The sequence below is a fragment of the Streptomyces sp. NPDC096013 genome (genome assembly GCF_044763565.1).
GTDB lineage: Bacteria > Actinomycetota > Actinomycetes > Streptomycetales > Streptomycetaceae > Streptomyces.
The window spans coordinates 30,457-47,972 of the sequence record NZ_JBIWGK010000002.1 but is presented as its reverse complement, the minus strand read 5'-3'; the positions used below and the strand labels follow the sequence as shown (position 1 = coordinate 47,972).

General features: G+C 72.4%; 16 protein-coding genes. 10 read left to right on the top strand and 6 right to left on the bottom strand.

Going from position 1 to position 17,516, the window contains the following annotated elements; translation table 11 throughout:
• Positions 1-14: 14 nt before the first annotated feature.
• Genes ACIRB1_RS07705 through ACIRB1_RS07690 form a run of 4 tightly spaced genes read left to right on the top strand, consistent with a single transcriptional unit; the run spans position 15 to position 2,539 of the window.
• On the top strand, positions 15-914 hold the full coding sequence (locus ACIRB1_RS07705) for a hypothetical protein (RefSeq protein WP_403464943.1): 900 nt from the start codon (positions 15-17) through the stop codon (positions 912-914).
• Complete coding sequence (locus tag ACIRB1_RS07700; protein WP_403464942.1) at positions 911-1,120, top strand: Trm112 family protein; 210 nt, start codon at positions 911-913, stop codon at positions 1,118-1,120. Before ACIRB1_RS07705 ends, ACIRB1_RS07700 begins: the two co-directional genes overlap by 4 nt.
• Positions 1,117-2,061, top strand: coding sequence for an FkbM family methyltransferase (locus ACIRB1_RS07695; protein ID WP_403464941.1), 945 nt, complete (start codon positions 1,117-1,119; stop codon positions 2,059-2,061). Before ACIRB1_RS07700 ends, ACIRB1_RS07695 begins: the two co-directional genes overlap by 4 nt.
• Positions 1,949-2,539, top strand: coding sequence for a hypothetical protein (locus tag ACIRB1_RS07690; RefSeq protein ID WP_352185592.1), 591 nt, complete (start codon positions 1,949-1,951; stop codon positions 2,537-2,539). Before ACIRB1_RS07695 ends, ACIRB1_RS07690 begins: the two co-directional genes overlap by 113 nt.
• Here the strand turns inward: ACIRB1_RS07690 and ACIRB1_RS07685 are convergent.
• The gene (locus ACIRB1_RS07685; protein ID WP_403464940.1) at positions 2,529-3,404 is read right to left on the bottom strand and encodes a RimK family alpha-L-glutamate ligase; all 876 of its coding nucleotides are present in this window, start codon (positions 3,402-3,404) and stop codon (positions 2,529-2,531) included. The genes ACIRB1_RS07690 and ACIRB1_RS07685 overlap by 11 nt on opposite strands.
• A 160-nt stretch (positions 3,405-3,564) precedes the next feature.
• Here ACIRB1_RS07685 and ACIRB1_RS07680 point away from each other — a divergent pair, with 160 nt between their 5' ends.
• Genes ACIRB1_RS07680 through ACIRB1_RS07670 form a run of 3 tightly spaced genes read left to right on the top strand, consistent with a single transcriptional unit; the run spans position 3,565 to position 7,495 of the window.
• Positions 3,565-4,620, top strand: coding sequence for a MerR family transcriptional regulator (locus ACIRB1_RS07680; protein WP_403465362.1), 1,056 nt, complete (start codon positions 3,565-3,567; stop codon positions 4,618-4,620).
• Positions 4,621-4,680: 60 nt separating this feature from the next.
• Positions 4,681-6,126 (top strand): acyl-CoA synthetase, encoded by a 1,446-nt coding sequence (locus ACIRB1_RS07675; protein WP_403464939.1) that lies wholly within the window; start codon positions 4,681-4,683, stop codon positions 6,124-6,126.
• Complete coding sequence (locus ACIRB1_RS07670) at positions 6,119-7,495, top strand: carboxyl transferase domain-containing protein (protein WP_403464938.1); 1,377 nt, start codon at positions 6,119-6,121, stop codon at positions 7,493-7,495. Before ACIRB1_RS07675 ends, ACIRB1_RS07670 begins: the two co-directional genes overlap by 8 nt.
• 48 nt (positions 7,496-7,543) lie before the next feature.
• Here the strand turns inward: ACIRB1_RS07670 and ACIRB1_RS07665 are convergent, their stop codons facing one another.
• Entirely contained in the window at positions 7,544-11,185 is a 3,642-nt protein-coding gene (locus tag ACIRB1_RS07665; RefSeq protein ID WP_403464936.1) for a S8 family serine peptidase, read from the bottom strand.
• 310 nt (positions 11,186-11,495) lie between these two features.
• Between ACIRB1_RS07665 and ACIRB1_RS07660 the strand changes: the two genes are divergently transcribed.
• The 3 genes from ACIRB1_RS07660 to ACIRB1_RS07650 all read left to right on the top strand — a co-directional run bounded on the left by ACIRB1_RS07660 (position 11,496) and on the right by ACIRB1_RS07650 (position 15,011).
• Entirely contained in the window at positions 11,496-12,536 is a 1,041-nt protein-coding gene (locus ACIRB1_RS07660; RefSeq protein ID WP_352185587.1) for a rod shape-determining protein, read from the top strand.
• Between the two features lie 59 nt (positions 12,537-12,595).
• Complete coding sequence (locus ACIRB1_RS07655; protein ID WP_403464935.1) at positions 12,596-13,957, top strand: GAF domain-containing protein; 1,362 nt, start codon at positions 12,596-12,598, stop codon at positions 13,955-13,957.
• Between the two features lie 211 nt (positions 13,958-14,168).
• A complete protein-coding gene (locus tag ACIRB1_RS07650; protein WP_403464934.1) occupies positions 14,169-15,011 on the top strand; it encodes a DUF1932 domain-containing protein in 843 nt (280 codons plus the stop codon).
• A gap of 23 nt (positions 15,012-15,034) precedes the next feature.
• Here the strand turns inward: ACIRB1_RS07650 and ACIRB1_RS07645 are convergent, their stop codons facing one another.
• The 4 genes from ACIRB1_RS07645 to ACIRB1_RS07630 are packed head-to-tail and all read right to left on the bottom strand — an operon-like array spanning position 15,035 to position 17,342.
• Complete coding sequence (locus ACIRB1_RS07645) at positions 15,035-15,523, bottom strand: hypothetical protein (RefSeq protein WP_403464933.1); 489 nt, start codon at positions 15,521-15,523, stop codon at positions 15,035-15,037.
• 46 nt (positions 15,524-15,569) lie between these two features.
• Positions 15,570-15,773 carry a hypothetical protein gene (locus ACIRB1_RS07640; protein ID WP_352185583.1) on the bottom strand — a complete coding sequence of 68 codons (204 nt, stop codon included), beginning with the start codon at positions 15,771-15,773 and terminating at the stop codon, positions 15,570-15,572.
• Between the two features lie 4 nt (positions 15,774-15,777).
• Positions 15,778-16,506, bottom strand: a complete 729-nt coding sequence (locus ACIRB1_RS07635; protein WP_403464932.1) for a hypothetical protein — start codon at positions 16,504-16,506, stop codon at positions 15,778-15,780.
• A 56-nt stretch (positions 16,507-16,562) separates the two neighbouring features.
• The gene (locus ACIRB1_RS07630) at positions 16,563-17,342 is read right to left on the bottom strand and encodes a hypothetical protein (RefSeq protein WP_403464931.1); all 780 of its coding nucleotides are present in this window, start codon (positions 17,340-17,342) and stop codon (positions 16,563-16,565) included.
• Between the last annotated feature and the right edge of the window lie 174 nt (positions 17,343-17,516).

Genomic DNA, 17,516 nt, shown 5'->3' with positions numbered 1-17,516 from the left:
CCGTGTGGTGGGGAGTGGCTGCGGCCCTGTTGGCGAACGTCCTGTACAGCGGCGGGTTCGTCCTGGAGAAACGGGCGCTCGCCGGGCTGCCCGAGGTGACGGTCCGTCAACCGGTCAGGCTGCTGCGGCTGGTGCTGGGCAGTCCGCTGTGGATCGGCGGGTCGCTCGCGCTCGCGTCCGGGTTCGGTGCGCAGCTCGCCGTGTACCGGACGCTGCCGATCGCCGCCGCGCAGGGCATCTTCGTGTCGGGTCTGGTGCTGCTCGTGCTGCTGTCGACGCGGCTGCTCGGCGAGGAGACCAGCGGCCGGGAGCGGTACGCGCTCGGGGCGATCCTCGTCGCCCTGCTGATGGTGGTGCTGTCGCTCAAGGAGGGCTCGGACCAGGTCAGCCGCAACGCCCCTTATCCACTGGTCCTGTTGGTGTGCCTGCCGTCGCTCGCGGCCGGTGTCTGGCTGTACCGGCACACCGAGCGGCGGGCGGCACACCGGCTGCCCACCACGGGCGTCGAGTACGGCGTGGCGGTGGGCCTGTTGTACGGGGTCAGCTCGCTCGCCATCAAAGGGGTGTCGAGCTGTCTGACGACACATGACGTGGGCGGGGCGATCGTCGGGCTGCTCCGGTCGCCGTATCCGTATCTCCTGCTCTTCACCGGCGCGTTCGGTCTGGTCATGTCGCAGGCGGCGCTCCAGCGGTGCCGGGCCTCGCTGATCGTGCCGGTCTGCACGACGGTGACCAGTCTGTTCACGGCGGTGCTCGGCACGCTCGCGTTCGGCGAGGCCCTGCCGCACGATCCGCTGCGGCTGGCCCTGCGGATCGCGGGCACCCTCCTCGCGGTCACTGTTCTGCTGGCCATGCCGAAGCACGACGACGCGCCTCAACCACCGGCCGAGGCCAAGGAGTTGACACCCCCATGAACCCGGACGACCCGCTGCTGAAGATCCTGGCCTGCCCGCTCGACAAGGGCCCGCTGCACCTGCTGTCGACGGACGCCCTCTACAACCCTCGCCTGCGCCGCCGTTACCCCGTCGTCGACGGCATCCCGCAACTCCTGCCGTCGTCGGGCGAGCAGGTCACCGACGACGCCGAACACGAGGAACTCCTCAAACGGATGGCCCCATGACCCCCGCGAACCCCGGGGAACCCGCTCCCCGCACCCTCACCGCCCGGCTCGCCCCCCTCCTCCCCACCCGCCTCGTCGCCGCCACCGCCCGCGCCGTCTACCCCCGCTTCGAACCCGAACTGGCGCGCCTGGCGGACCTGTTGCCGCCGGACTGCGGGACGGCGGTCGACGTGGGCGGCTGGTACGGCCCCTGGACGCACCGGCTGTGGCGGCACGCGCGGGAGGTGGTGACCGTCGAGCCGGTCCCGCACCTGGCGCGGCTCCTCGAAGCCGCCGCGCCCGCGCACGCCCGGGTGGTCCCGGCCGCCGCCTCGGACCGTCCCGGCACGGCCCGGCTGTGGCTGCCGCCGGACGACGAGGGCGACCGGGGTGTGTCCTCCCTGGTCCGCCGGGACATCCACGCCCGCGCGGTGCACGTCCCCTGCGTCACGCTCGACGGGCTCGGCCTGCGGGACGTGGGTTTCATCAAGATCGACGTGGACGGCAGCGAACTGGCCGTCCTGCACGGCGCGACCGGCCTGCTCACCCGCGACCGGCCCGCGCTCTTCGTCGAGCTGGAGTCCCGCATCCAGCCGGTCGCCCCCGTGGTCACCTACCTCTCGCTGCTCGGCTACGAGGGCTGGGTCCTCCCGGACCGGAACCGGGACTGGGTCCGGCTCGCGGACTTTCCCCTGGAGGATCACCAGGCCCGGACCTCGTACGTCGTCTCCCAGGGGCTGCTGCGCCGGGTCCTGCCGTTCTCCCGGGGCCCCCGTTACGTCAACTCGGTGCTCTTCCTCGCCAACGGCCGCACCCCGGGTGTCAGTGCCGTGCGCGACGATGGATCGCATGCCCGAGACGAAACGCCCCGCGAGCCCCTTCGGCCCCCTGGACTTCCAGCTCGTCCTGCTGCGTCGCATGGCGGACCACAACCCGGACCTGGTCGAGGACGCCCGTCATGAGCTGGGCGTCTCGATCGCCGACATGCGCGAGGCCAACAAGCGGTGGCAGGCGATGCTGCACGCCCCGCGCGGCCGGCCCGCCGCCTCGCGCTACCGCTCGATCCTGGGCGCCCCCGACTCGACCGTCAAGCGCAGGATCGGCGACCTGGACTGCGAGGCCCGGCTGTGGACGCTGCCCCTCTGGCCTGACCTCCGCTTCGAGGTGCTGACTGCCCCGAACGGCGCGGTGTGGAACGAATGGCTGGTCCGCGCCCCGGGCACCCAGGGCCCCGCCCTCCGCACCCTCGACGACCTGACCCCCTGGTCCTGCACGGTCGACGAGGCTGCCCGCGCCTTCGCCCCCGCCCGCCCCCTGGAGGGCACGGCCCCCACGCGTTGGGGTCTCGCCTTCACCGCCCCGGACGCGCGGGGCGTACGCCACAGGTGCGCGGCCGAGTTCACCTGGGGCCTGCTCCAGCGGACGGCGGTCAGCGACTAGCCGCCCCCAGGATCACCTCGACCACCGCGGTCAGCGACGACTCCGGATGCAGATCCAGGAAGAGGTTCGGCTCGACGAGTTCCAGCTCCATCACGCACGGCTCGCCGTCCGGCCCGTCGACGAGGTCCACGCGCGCGTACAGCAGCTCCGGAGAGTCCGGTACGGCGGCCAACGCCCGCTCCGCGAGGGCGAGTTCGGCCTCGGTCGCGGTCCACGGCTCCAGGTCCGGGTGGGACACCTTGTCGTCGTCGTAGGCCGTCCCGCGCGCTAGTACGGCCCCCTTCCGCGAGGCGTGCACGAACCGCCCCCCGAAGAACAGCAGCGCCCGCTCCCCGCTGACGTCCACGTTCGTCAGATACGGCTGCACCATCGCGGTCAGCCCCTCGGCGTGCATGCGCTCCAGCTGTCGTACGGCCGTCTCGTGCTGGTCGGGCGTGTAGCGGGCGGCGAAGCGGGCGCCCGCGCCGGAGGTCGGCTTGACGACGTACTCGTGGTCGTCCGGGAGGTCGGCCGGGTCGCCGGGGGCGAGATAGCGGGTCGGCACGACGGGCACGCCGGCCGCCGCGAGGTCGCCGACGTAGCGCTTGTCGGTGTTCCACCGCACGACCTCCACCGGGTTCGCGAGCCGGGTCGCCTTCGCGGTCCGCTCGGCCCAGGCCACGAACTCGGCGGGCCGCCAGCTGTAGTCCCAGGTGGAGCGGAGGAGCACGAGGTCGTACGAGCCCCAGTCGGTCCCGGCGTCGTCCCACGGCGCGGCGACCGCCTCGGCCCCGGCCGCCCGCAACGCCGCCACCAGCACCGGGAGGTCCCGGTCCTTGCTGGGCTTGCTTCCGGGGTCGTAGGTGGCGAGCGCGATTCGGGGCACGGGAGCCTCCAGCTTCGTACGGCGGTCGGTCTGCGGTCGGTCTGCGGCAGATCGTTTCCGCAGGTTAACCACGGCCACCGCAACCGCGGCAACCGGATTGACCTTCCCCCTCGGTGAAGCCCCAGCATCGGTGACGGAACCGAAAGAGGTCGAGGTGCGCATGAAGGGCACGGACATGCTGACGATCGGGGCCTTCGCGCGGGCGTGCAGGCTGTCGCCGAAGGCGTTGCGGCTGTACGACGAGCTGGAGCTGCTGCGGCCGGCGCGCGTGGACCCCGACAGCGGCTACCGGTACTACGCGGTGGACCAGCTGGAGCGGGCGCGGCTGGTCGCGTGGCTGCGGCGGCTGGGGATGCCGCTGGCCGGAATCCGTGAGGTGTGCGCCCTCGAACCTGCCGTCGCCGCGCGGGAGATCCGTGCCTTCTGGGCGCGGATCGAGGCGGAGACGGCGGTGCGGCGGGATCTCGCCGGGTTCCTCGTCGACCATCTCGCGGCCGTGACGGCCGCACCGGGAAAGGACTCCACCATGCTGGAACTGCGTTATGCCGCCCACTCGGACCGCGGTCTGGTCCGCCCCTCCAACCAGGACACCGCGTACGCGGGGACCCGGCTGCTCGCGGTCGCCGACGGGTTCGGTCCGGCGGGCGCGCCCGCGAGCGGGGCCGCGGTGGAGGCGCTGCGTTTCCTGGACACCGAGGAAGTGCCCGCGGGCGATGTGCTCAACCTCCTGGAGGAGGCGGTACGGGGTGCCACCGAGGCGGTCCGTGACGTGGCCGGTCCCGACGAGAACGGCACGACCCTGACCGCGCTGCTGTGGACGGGCTCGAAGCTGGCGCTCGTGCACATCGGGGACTCGCGGGCGTATCTGCTGCGCGACGGCGGGCTGTTCCGGATCACGCACGACCACTCGGTCGTCCAGTCGCTGATCGACGAGGGCCGGCTGACACCGGAGGAGGCCGGCGCCCACCCTCAACGCATGATGCTGCTCAAGGCGTTGACGAGCGGAACCCCGGACCTGAAACTCCACGACGCCCGTCGCGGCGACCGCTATCTGCTGTGCTCGGACGGCCTGACCGGGGTCGTCCCGGAGCACCGCGTCCGCGAACTCCTGACCGCGAGCCCGGACCCGGAGGAGGCGGTACGGTCCCTGGTCGACGCGGCGAACGCGGCCGGGGGTCCGGACAACGTCAGTTGTGTGGTGGCGGACGTGGTGTAGGAACGGGGGTGTCCCCGACGGTTGGGGACCCTTGTCCCCGACGACCAAGGAGTGCGCCGCGTGTCCACCCTCTTTCCCGCCCTGACCGACCCGGGCGGCCGGCCCGCGCTCAGGTTCGGTGACCGATCCCTGACGTACGCGGAGCTGGGCGCGGCGGCGGACGCCCTCGCGGCCCGGTGCGCGGGCGCCGGCCGGGTCGCCGTGTGGGCCACCAACTCGCTGGAGACGGCCGTCGCGGTCGTGGCGGCACTGCGGGCCGGGGTGGCCGCGGTGCCGCTCAACCCGAAGTCGGGCGAGAGGGAACTCGGCCACATCCTGACGGACAGCGCACCGACCCTGGTACTCGCGGCTCCGGGCGACGAACTTCCCTCCGCGCTACGGCACTTGGAGCGCGTCGACATCGACGTGCGGGGTGCCGGAGTGGAGGGTCCCGACGTCTCCCCCGGCGACGAGGACCCCGCCCTCGTCGTCTACACCTCCGGCACCACCGGCCCGCCCAAGGGTGCCGTCATCCCGCGCCGGGCCGTCGCCGCGACGCTGGACGCGCTCGCCGACGCCTGGGAGTGGACCGGCGACGACGTCCTCGTGCACGGGCTGCCGCTGTTCCATGTGCACGGACTGGTCCTCGGCATCCTGGGCCCGCTGCGGCTCGGCGGCTCGGTGCGGCACCTGGGCCGCTTCAGCACGGAGGGCGTGGCGCGGGAGCTGAACGACGGCGCGACGATGATGTTCGGCGTCCCGACGATGTACCACCGCATCGCCGAGTCCCTCCCCGATGACCCCGAACTCGTCAAGTCCCTCGCCCGCGCACGCCTGTTGGTCTCCGGCTCGGCCGCGCTCCCGGTCCACGACCACGAACGGATCGCCTCGGCGACCGGCCGCCGCGTCATCGAGCGCTACGGCATGACGGAGACCCTGATGAACACCAGCGTCCGCGCGGACGGCCGGCCGCGCGCCGGAACGGTCGGCGTCCCGGTGCGCGGGGTGGAACTCCGGCTGGTCGAGGACGACGGCACACCCCTGTCGCGGTACGACGGCGAGAGCGTGGGCGAGATCCAGGTGCGCGGCCCGAACCTCTTCACCGAGTACCTCAACCGGCCCGACGCGACCGTCGCCGCCTTCACCGCCGACGGCTGGTTCCGTACCGGTGACATGGCCGTGCGCGATCCCGACGGCTATGTCAGGATCGTCGGCCGCAAGGCCACCGACCTGATCAAGAGCGGGGGTTACAAGATCGGCGCGGGCGAGATCGAGAACGCGCTCCTCGAACACCCCGGGGTCCGCGAGGCCGCCGTCACCGGCGAACCGGACCCCGACCTCGGCGAACGCGTCGTGGCCTGGATCGTGCCGACGGACCCCCAGTCACCGCCGCAGCTGCCCGAGTTGGCCGACCACGTGGCGTCCCGTCTCGCCCCGCACAAACGCCCGCGCGTCCTGCACCACCTCTCCGAACTCCCCCGCAACGACATGGGGAAGATCCTGAAGCGCTCCCTGACCCATGACTGAACGCCTCTCGGCCCGGGAGACCGTGGCCCTCCTCACCGACGACTTCACCGAACTCCCCTACCCGGCACGGGAGTCCAAGCCGGACGGCCCCCTCGCCTGGCAGGGCTACGACGCCTCGCGCGCCCGCGCCGCCGACCGCACCGGCGAGTCGGAGTCGGTGATCTGCGGCACGGCCACCGTGGCGGGGACCCGAGCGGTGCTACTCGCCTTCGAGTTCGGCTTCCTCGGCGGCTCCCTCGGCGAAAGCACCGGGGACCGGCTGGAGGCGGCGTACACCTACGCCCGTGAACACCGGCTGCCCGTCGTGCCGTTGGTCGCCACCGGGGGCAGCCGGATGCAGGAGGGCATGATCGCCCTCACCCAACTCCAGCGCGTGGCGCGCCAGTCGGCGCTGACCCGGGAGGCCGGACTCCCGCAGATCGCGGTCCTCCGCGATCCGACCACGGGCGGCGGCTGGGCCACCCTCGGCGCGGGCGCCGACGTGATCCTGGCCCTCCCCGGCGCCCAGGTCGGCTTCGCGGGCTCCCGCGTCCGGCCGCCCGACGCGGACCCGGCGGCGTACACGGCGGAGGCCCAGGTGGCGGCGGGCGCGGCCGACGCGCTCGTACGACCGGAGGAGCTGAGGGAGACCCTGGGGAGGTGGCTGCGGCTGCTGACCACGCCGTGGGCGGGGCAGGCGCCGGTGCCTGCCGCGCTGGGCGCGGTGGCCGGGCTGCCGGTGTCCGGGCAGGAGGCCGGGCCGGGCGCCGAGGCCGGTCTCCCGGTCACCGGACGGGAAGCCGTGCGGCGCGCCCGGTCTCCCCGACGCCCGCGCGCGGCAGCCTACTTGGACGCCTACTTCACGCACCGGCTGGCGATCTGCGGTGACCGGTGCGGCGGTACCGACGCGGGCATGCTGTGCGGGTTCGGGGAGCGGGAGGGGCGGACGGTCGCCTATGCCGCGCAGGCCGGGACGGCGACCCGGCCCGCCGGTTATCGCACCGCCGCCCGGCTGATCCGGCTCGCGGGCCGGCTCGGCATCCCGGTGCTGACGCTGGTGGACACCCCGGGCGCGGCCAACGACGCCGAGGCGGAACGGCAGGGCGCGGGCGCCGCGATCGCCGACCTGTTCGGCGCGGTGGCCTCCGCCCGCACCCCGCTCACCACCCTGCTGATCGGCGAGGGCGGCTCCGGCGGGGCGCTGGCGCTGGCCGCACCGGGCGACACCTGGGCCACACCGGACAGCTACTTCTCGGTGATCGCCCCGGAGTCGGCCGCCGCGATCCTGAAACGGCCGCCTGAGGAGACCGGGTCGACGGCCGACCAACTCCGCCTGCGCCCGCAGGACTTGGCGGAGCTGGGGCTGATCAGGACCTCGCGGACCGTGTAAGAGGCGGTGCCGTCCCCCCTCCCAAGGAGACGGCACCGCCCGTCCGCGTCACCGGACTCCCACCGCTCGTATGATCTCCTGGCGCACCGAACCCCCTTGGTCGTCGCTCGCGGACGCCCGCAGCGAGATGTACCGAGCACCCCGGGGCACGGTGAGGGTGCCGCGCCATGCCGCGTGGCCGCCGGAGAGCTTCACCGAACGCCACGACGTCCCGTCGTCGTACGACACTTGGAGCGTGCCGCCGACGATCGTGCCGGTGTCCGGCGCGCCCACCACATACGAGGCGCCGACCCCGACCGGCACCCGCCCGCCGCCCCGCACATCGCCCGCGAGGTCGGTGTCGATGTCGAAGGCGAGGTTGAGAAGGGGCAGGAAGGTCCAGCGGTCGGCCGGTGTGGCAGCCGAGTCGAAGGTCCACTCGGCGTGGCCCCGGGTGGAGAGTTCCCAGCGGGCGGGGTCGAGGGCGGTGTCGGTGACGACCTTGTAGGTGTGTTCGCCGGCGGGCGCTTCCCAGTCGTAGGCGGTGGAGTCGGTGTTCCGGTCGACCAGGGTGCCGTCCTGGTAGACGGCGGTGGACTGGGTCATGCCGCTCTCCTCGCTCCAGACGTCGCCGAAGCCGGTGTGGTCGGGCCCGGAGTCACCCCAGCCGGGAGTGTTGAACTGCATCTGGTTTCCCGACCGTTGCTGTCCCCAGCCGAGCCCGGTGCCGAGCCATGGATGCCACACGGGCTTGAACCAGTCGAGGGTGCGCTGCTCGCCGCCGGTGTACCGCACCAGCCCGCTGCGTTCCTCCAGCGTGCCGTCGCCGACCGTCACGGACTCCGCCCAGCGCTGCCCCGGACCGGTCGAGACATAGTCGGTCCGGGTGGCCGGGTAGTCGACGCGCTCCAGGAAGCCGAGCCCGAGCGGGAAGGTGTCGGTGATCGAGTAGCGGAACTCCCCGCCGCTCACCGGCTTCACCGCGTGGAACGTGGTGTCCAGGACGGCGAGTTGGCGGCGGCTGGGCGCGTAGGTGAGATCGGCGTCCGGGATCGCGCCCGGGTGTCCGGCCGAAAGGTCGTACGTGTAGGGCGTGTTGCGCGTCCCGGTCATGTCGACCGTCTTCATCGCCCGTAGCCGTGCCGCGTCGGCGGCGTTCACCGAGGCGATCTGGAGCGGCCGGTCGGAGCCGTCGTCCGCGCCCCACCAGGCGCTGAGCCGTCCGGCCACGTCGTCCGTCACGAACAGCGCCTTGGCCCCGGCATCCTGGACGGCCTGGGCGAGCGCGACCGGATCGGCGCCGTCGGCGAGACGGGCGAGCACGGCCCTGCCCCGGACGGCGGCGGTCACGGGTCCGTCTCCGATGTCCGCCAGCGGCAGCCGGCCGCGCCCCTCGATCAGCGTGCCGCCCGACTGCACGACGGCCTCGCCGACCCCCTTGACCTCCAACCGCGGCTTGCCGAGCCGCCATATGGTCCGGTACTCGAAGCTGCCCTGGGTGACCTTGTCGGTCGGGGCGGCGAAGACGCTGTCGTACGTCACCGGTACCTGGACGGCGTCGAAGAGATCGGAGCCGTTCGCGTTCCGGTCGTACTCCATGACCAACTGCCGTGTCTCGGTGCGCTGTTGAACCTTCGCGGCGACCTCCCTGAGCCGCCGCCCGTCGAGGGTGACCTCACGGTCCCGGTCGAGGGCGATCTCGGGCGCCGCGAGGAAGCCGAGCCCCAGGGAGTCGGCGCCGTGGCTGCCGTGCACGTCGAAGAAGGAGGTGAGGCTGTACGTCCCGGGCTGGAGCCGCAGCCTGACCGTGCCGGAGTCGTCCACGGCTTCCGGGTAGGGGTCGTAGCCCTCGGCGAGCCGCTGCACCACCAGGTCGGCGGGCGTGGCGGCCCCGTCCCGGTCCTTGACGTGGACGGTGAGGGTGTACCGCTCCTCCTCCTTGACCAGCCCGAACGCCGTGTGGGCGACGGGAGTTCCGGCGACGGAGGCGACGATCTGCCCGCTGGTGTCACCGACCTCGGCCTGCGCGCCGTCGCCGGTCACGGTGGTGGAGGCGGTGCCGTGCGCGGGCACGGTGAGGGTGGAGTCGGCGAGGGTGGCGACACCGGCCGGGGCGCCCTGCGCGACCAGGCTCAACTGCACAGCCGTGTCGGAGGAGTTGGTGTAGGTGAGGGTCCTGCTGACCGGCTTGTCGCCGTCGTAGGGCCAGCGGTAGAAGCCGAGGTCTGCGCTGCCGGTGGCGGTGACGCGGGCATCCACGGCATCGGGCACGCTCACCCGTCCCGCACCCAACTCGTAGACGGAGGCGTCGAGTTGCCTGGACGTGGACATCAGCGCGTCCTTGAGCTGCGCGCCGGTCCAGTCGGGGTGTTCCTGGGCGAGCAGCGCGGCCACCCCGGCCACGTGCGGGGTCGCCATCGACGTACCGCTCATGGAGGTGTAGTACCCGCTGCCGTCGACGAGTTGGGAGCGGGCGGCGAGGATGTCGACGCCGGGGGCGGAGAGGTCGGGCTTGAGGGCGTTGTCGCCGTGGCGTGGTCCGGCGCTGGTGAAGTAGGCGGCCTGGTCGTCCGCGTCGACGGCGCCGACGGTGAGGGCGGAGTCGGCAGCGCCGGGTGAGCCGATGGAGGAGGGGGTGCCGGTGTTGCCCGCGGCGATGACGAAGAGGGCGCCGGTCTCCTGGGACAGGGTGTTCACGGCCTGGGCCATGGGGTCGGTGCCGTCGCTGGGTTCGGTCGAACCGAGGCTCATGGACACGATCTTGGCGTGCACGTCCCGGGCGGCCCACTCCATCCCGGCGATGATCTGCGACTCGCTCCCGGACCCCTGGTCGCTGAGCACCTTGCCCACCGCGAGGGTCGCGTCCGGGGCGACTCCCTTCTCCTGCCCGTCGGATGCGGCTCCGCTGCCGCCGACGGTGGAGGTGACGTGGGTGCCGTGGCCGTTGCGGTCGGCTGTGTCCTCGCCGTCGATGAAGCTCTTGGTGGCGGAGACGCGTCGGGCGAGGTCGGGGTGCGAGAGGTCGACTCCCGTGTCCAGTACGGCGACGGTGACGCCCTTGCCGGTCAGCCCGGCCGCCCAGGCGTGCGCCGTACCGATCTGCGCGTTGCTCTCGGCCATGTCGGCGGTGACCCGCCCGTCGAGCCAGACCTTCCGTACGCCGTTCTGCCGGGTGAACGCCTTCCAGAATCCGCGCCCCTTGTCCGCGTCGACGGCGGCCCCGCGGACGCTCGCGAGGGTTCGCGTCCGCTCGGCGTCGCGCGGGGTCGCGGTCGGCGCGCCCTTGTCGTAGGTCACGATCAGCGGCAGCTCGTCGGTCGTCCGGTCGGCGAGGCCCTGGCGCAGCAGCTCGCTCACGTCGAAGAGTCGCCGGTCGAGGGTGCCCGCGCGCAGGTACGGGAGAGCCTCGTCGGGTACGACGGTGAGGTCACCGTTGGCCAGCCGGGTGCGGACGGCGCCGGTGGCGCCCCGGGGGCGCTCGACGCTCACGGTCTTCCGGCCGCCCGCGAGGTCGGTGACGGTGACCTTGTCGCCGGTGACGAGGGTGACGGTGCGGGTGGGGTTCGTGGTGCGGGTGGGGTGTGCCGTGGGGGTGGAATGCGCCGTGGGGGTCGTGGTCGTCGCCCGCGCCTGTGCGGCCGTCGGCAACAGCGCGACCACGAGCCCGGCCGACAGCAGCACCGCCCCGCGTCTGACTGGTCCTCTGCTCATGCCCGCCCCTCTTCGTCGCATCACCGGGTCGTCGAGTGCTGCGACGAGTGTCACGGGGCTTGTGGTGCAAGGGAGTTGAACGGGGCTGGCGGATTGACGCCCTGGCGCTTTCCCGCCAACGCGGCGTCACGAGGACACCCCCCACTGCCCCTTAACCGATCTTTATTTCGGGCATTACAGACAAATACCCCCATTCAGCCGCACCCCACCCGGCCCACCACAAGGCGCGCCCGCCCCACCGCCCCCGCACGATGCGAAAGAGGCCCGCCGCCCGGCGAAGCCCCGGTCCGCGCTCTCGGGAGAACCTGCCATGACCGTCAGTCTGGAGCAGTTGCGACGCTGCCATTTCGCCGTCGACCTGGGTGCCGCCCGTACCCGTGTCTACGTCAAGGGCGCCGGGCTCGTCGTCGACCAGCCGTCCGCCGCCGCCGTGAACACGCGGACCGGTGCGCTGATCGCCGTAGGAGAGTTCGCGGAGAAGATGACGGGCCGTACGCCCGACTACATCCGGGTGGTGCGGCCGGTGTCCGGCGGCACGGTCGTCGACATCGAGATGGCGCAGCGCATGCTGCGGCACCTGATCGGCGACAAGGTGCGCCGCGCGCTGCGCCGCAAGCCCCGGCTGCGGGCCGCGGCCTGCACCCCGCACGACGCCGATCCGCTGGCGCAGCGGGCCGCCATCGAGACACTGGTCGGGCTCGGGGCGCGCCGGGTGGAGCTGGTCGACACGCTGATCGCCGCCGCGGTCGGCTGCGGGCTGCCCGTCGAGCGGCCCGAAGCCACCATGATCATGGTGTGCGGGGCCGCCGCGACCCAGGTCGCCGTGCTCTCCCTCGGCTCGATCGTGACCGCCGAGCGCATCCCGGTGGGCGGTGAGGCCGTGGACCACGCGATCGTCCAACACCTGCGCCACGAGCACGAGTTGATGCTCCCGAGCCAGTCCGTACGACCGCTGCAACTGGCCCTGTCCGGCAACGGTCTCACCCCGCACGGCCCGACCACCACCGAGATCCACGGCCGGGACGTGGCCAGCGGCCTCGCCCGTTCCGTACGGGTCGACACCGCGGCCGTACGGGACGCGATCGAGACCCCGCTGACCGCCGTGCTCGACGGGATCGGCCGGGTGCTGCGCAACTGCCCGCCCGACCTGGTGGCCGACCTCGCGGACCGCGGGATCATGATGGTCGGCGGCAGCGCGCTGCTCCCCGGCTTCGACCAGATGCTGCGCGGGGCGACCGGCATGCCGGTGCACATCGCCGAGCGACCGGACGTGTGCGCCGTACAGGGCCTGGGCTACATGCTGGAGGGCAAGATCGAGCCGCTGGTCCTGGACCCGCTGGCGACCGCCTGAACCCGGACCCGGCCGGCCCCCGCGAAGGCGTCCCCGACCTCTCCCGGCTCCTCGAAGCCGTGCTGAGCGTCGGCTCCGAGCTCGAACTGCGCACCACGCTCCAGCACATCGTGGACGGCGCCGCCGAGCTGACCGGCGCGCGGTACGCGGCGATCGGGACCACGGACCCCGGGCAGGACGGCCTCACCGAGATCCGCACCGGCGGGGCCGAGCCACCGTCCGCCGGGGTGCTCAGCGTGCCGATCCACGTCCACGACGAGGTGTTCGGCCACCTCCACCTGGCCGGCAAGCACCACTCCGCCCCCTTCACCGCCGAGGACGAGCAGCTCCTGCACGTCCTCGCCGCCCAGGCCGGCATCGCGATCGGCAACGCCCACCTGTACGAGACGGCCCGGCAGCGCGAACGCTGGATCGAGGGCGCGGCGGCCGTCACCACCGCCCTGCTCACCGGCGAGCGGGCGGCCGACGCGCTGGCCACGGTCGCGGAGGGCGCACGGGCGCTCGCCGACGCGGCCGCGGGCGTGATCCTCCAGCCCACCCCGGCGGGCGGCATGGAGATCGTCACCGCGTCGGCCCACGACGACCCGGGCGACTTCGTCGGTACGACCATCGCACCCGGCAGCCCGGTCCTGGTCCAACTCCTGGGCGGCGAACCGGTGTTCATCGACGACTCGGCGACCGACCCGCGCATGACGACGCATGTACGGCACCGGTTCGGCCCGAGCATGATGCTGCCGCTCCAGGCGGAGGGCCGCCTCATCGGCACCCTCGCCCTCCCGCGCCGGCCGGGCGACCGCCCCTACACGGCCGTGGAACGCCTGCTGGCGACGCAGTTCGCGTCCCAGGCCGCGCTCGCGCTGGTGCTGGCGGACGCGCAGCACAGCCGGGAACGCCTCGCGGTGTACGAGGACCGCGACCGGATCGCCCGTGACCTGCACGACCTGGTGGTCCAACGCCTGTTCGCCACCGGCATGATGCTCGAGTCCACGCAGCGCAGAACCGCGGAATCCGACGAGGCCCACGACCTCCTCGGCCGCGCCGTCGACGAACTCCAGTCGACGGTCCAGGAGGTCCGCACGGCGATCTTCGCCCTGCAACAACCTCCGGCGGAAGCCCCGACATCCCTGCGCGGCAAGGTACTTCGCGAAACGGCGACCGCCTCCGCGATCCTGGGCTTCGCGCCCTCGACGCACTTCGAGGGCGCGGTGGACACGCTGGTCCCCGACCGGGTGGCGGCCCCGCTCCTGACCGCCCTCCGCCGCGCCGTCACCGCCGCGTCCCACCGCGCGGGCGTCTCCCGCCTGGAGATCACGATCGACGTGACGAGACCCCTGCCGGACGGCAGGGGCGCCGTACGACTGCGGGTCCACGACGACGGTGGCACGGACGGCACGACGGTGAACTGGCAGTCGCCGCTGTAGGGTTCGGCCTGGTCAGTACGGCAGGAGGCGCCCCGACGGCGTCCTGCGGTCGATGGTGTCGTCCCGGGGCGCGATGGGCCGGCGACTGACGCGAACGCGGATCTGTCGGTTCATGGCGCCCTCCCGAGGCTCATATCTCCTATGCCCCTCTCCTATGCCCAACACTCGCCCTCGCGACTCCCAACAACATCACGTCCGTACGGTGAGACCCATGACGATCACTCTCACGCTGCTGCATCCCGGCGCCATGGGCGCGAAAGTGGGCGGCGAGGCGACCCGCACGGGCACCCGAGTCCTGTACGTCCCCGCAGGCCGGAGCCCCGCCAGCCTCCAACGCGCCCGCGACGCGGGCCTTGAGCCCGCCGACTCCCTCGAATCCGCCCTGGCCGCAAGCGACTTCGTGCTGTCGGTGTGCCCGCCGCACGCGGCGGAGGACGTGGCGCACGAGGTCCTCGCGCACCCCTTCCGGGGCGTGTACGTGGAGGCCAACGCGATCAGCCCGGACCGTACGCGGCGTATCGCGGCGGCGTGCGCGGAACGTGACGTGCTGATGCTGGACGGCTCGATCGTCGGCGGCCCGCCGGGACCGGCTAGCGCGCCACGCCTTTACCTGAGCGGGGACGGCGAGCAAGTCACCCGCCTGGCAGGCGCGTTCGAGGGCACCCGGGTCGCGGCCCGCCCGCTGGACGCGGAGATCGGTGCCGCGTCGGCACTGAAGATGGCCTACGCCTCCTACCAGAAGTCGGCCCGCGTCCTGGCCGCCGTGTCGCACGCCCTCGCCGCCCACCACGGCGTGGCCCCCGAACTCGCCCGCGAGGCAGCCTCGTTGACGTCCAACATCTTCGCCGAGACCGACCAGCTCCCCAGCGTCGCGGCCCGCGCCTGGCGCTGGGCACCGGAGTTGGAGGAGATCGCGGCGACGTTGCGTACGGCGGGGTTGCCCGCGGAGTTGGCGGAGGGGGCGGCGGCGGTGCTGGGGCGGTGGACCGGGGACAAGGACAGGCTCGACCTGCCGCTGGAGGAGGTACTGGCCCACCTCCAGGCCGAGGACTGACTCAGCACGCCGTCAGCACGCCGTCAGGGCGCCGTCGTGGGTGCGACGCTCCGCAGCTCCCGCACGGTCCCTCCGAGCCGGGACCGGAACCCCGCCAGCAGCTCGGGCTTCGCGCTGACGACCCACCGCGTACCGACGAGGTACTTGCCGCCGTAGATGGCCGCACTGTCCAGCCAGGTCACCTTGAACCGCTCCTCGGGGAAGGTGGTGATCCGGTACTCCCCCTGCTCCGTACGGCAGATCCCCTCCCGCAGCTCGTCCGCGTCGATCCGGATCTCGGCGGTGCAGCCGGTCAGCCCGGCGATGACCTCGACCTTGGCGGGGGCCACGACCCCGGCCTCGGGGGCGGCGGTGACCACGGCCCGCGTCGACGCCGCCCGCTTGCGGTCGGCGGTGTCATCACCCTCGCCTCCGCCGCAGGCCACGGCGAGGGGGAGGAGGGCGAGTGCGGCGCTTTTGCGGAGGCGGGAGGTGTGGGCTCGGGATGACAACTGCCGTGTCTGGTAGGTCATGGCAGGGGGTACGGGTGTGCCACGGTCCCTGTTCACCCCGGAACGGTCAGCCCTGGGCCAGCACCACGATCCCGCCCAACAGCAGGAAGACCCCGCCCGCGAAGGCAAGCCCGGCGAGACCGGCCAGCACCGCCGGCCGCAGGATCAGCGAGGACGACGGCGCCGCGGCCGCGCTGAGCTGCCTGCGCCGCAATCCGAGGGCCCGGATACCGGCGAGCACGGCCACCAGGCCGATGATCAGATACGCCATGACGTCAGTTCTCCAGGCTTTCGAGCAGTTCCGCGAGCTTTGCGATCACGGTGGACGGGTCTCCCTCGGCAAGGGGGTCCGGGTGGCCGGGGACGTGGAGACGGAAGTGTCCCGGCTTCTGGAATGCCACCGACGCCAGGAGCCGGGAGTCGTACGCGTCGGGCATGAACAGGAAGTTGTGTCCCAGGCCCGGAAAGAACCGGCTCACGGTCGGGTGGTCGGCGGCCAGGTCGACCACGTCACGGTAGAACTCCGTGGCGTCACGCCGGACGATCCGCCACTGAGTCTCCAGGGCGTCGCCGCGCTCGTAGGCCAGTTGCAGTTCCGAGAACTCCACGAAGGGCCAGCGCGCGGCCATCTCCTCAAGCCCGGTCCCGGCGAGCCAGGCACGGGCCGCCTCGGCGACCTGGCGCCTGTCCAGGCAGCTGCCGTGCGCCCACCCCTTGGCGCCCCGAAGGAACGTGAGGAGGTAGGTCTCGTCGGCGGTAAGCACGGACACCCGTGAACGGCCGTCCGTCACGGACACCGGCCCCCGGTCGGGACGTGTCGGTGACGTGGTGAACAAGTTCGGTGACTCCGCGCCGAGTTCGGCGTTGAGCGCCTCGGCCAGCTCACCACCGAACAGGGCGCCGGGAAAGCGCGTCATCCGCCACATCTTCCCCATGGTGCCCCGTACCTTCTCCGGGTGGTTCGCGGCACGCCCCAGGTTCACCGCGTCCTGGAACACCGCCACCGGGTCGGATTCGTCCTCGTCGGCCAGCGAGGGAGGGAACTCCCGGGCGCCGACGGCTACTTCAGGTCGAGCGTGTCCCCGCCCGCCGTCTTCAGCGAGGTGGTCGTGGTGCCGGGGAAGTACCAGCGCCAGGTTCCCGCCGAGGTGACGGTCACCTTGGTCGTCAGTTGCCCGATGTTGCCCGTCGTGACGGTCTTGACCGTGCTGTAGTGGGCGGCGCCCTTCTTCTTGAACTGGAGCCTGACCTGCTGCCCGGGGTACCCGTGGTACTTGAGGTCCTCCCAGTTGGCCCGCGACAGCTTGCCGGTGACCGTCACCTTCGCGTTCTTGGCGACCTTCTCGGGCGCGATCACCGTGGTGAGCCGGGCGGCCCGCTTGACCTTGTAGTCGGCGATGTCGTCGGAGATCCAGTAGTCGCCGTCGTTCGCCTCGACGTTCGCGTTGACCTGCCAGACGCCGGCGAGCTTGTTGGAGTCGATGTCGTCGCTGTCGGCGATCCACGCGGGGTCGATGGTCATCGTGGCCCGGCACACCGAAGTGGTCGCACTCTTCTTCGTGCAGCGCGAGTCGTTGTTCCAGTCCGCGAAGCTGAACAAGAGTGTCTTGTTGAAGGTGCTGACGTGCAGGAGCCCCTTCACCCCCGAGTTGTCCTTGACGGTGATGTCGACCGGGTAGCGGATCGTCTTCGCCGTCCCCACGATGACGTTGCCACCGCCGTTGACGACGGTCTTCACCACCCGGACATCGCCCCGCCCCTCCGCGTGCGCGCCGGTCGCCGTCACCAGTACCAGGGCCGCTGCCCCACCGGCCGCGGCCCAGGCCGTTCTGCCTCTCATGACCCTCCCCTTGTCGTGTGCGTGCCAGGGGAGCCTATGTGATCAGCGATTTTCCACGGGTAAGTCCAGGACCGGTGAGTCCGGGACCGTACCCCGAACAACGAACAGGGGCTGTCCCGCACCGTGTGCGGAACAGCCCCTGTGATCGAGCGCCGGGCAGGCCTTGCACCTGCA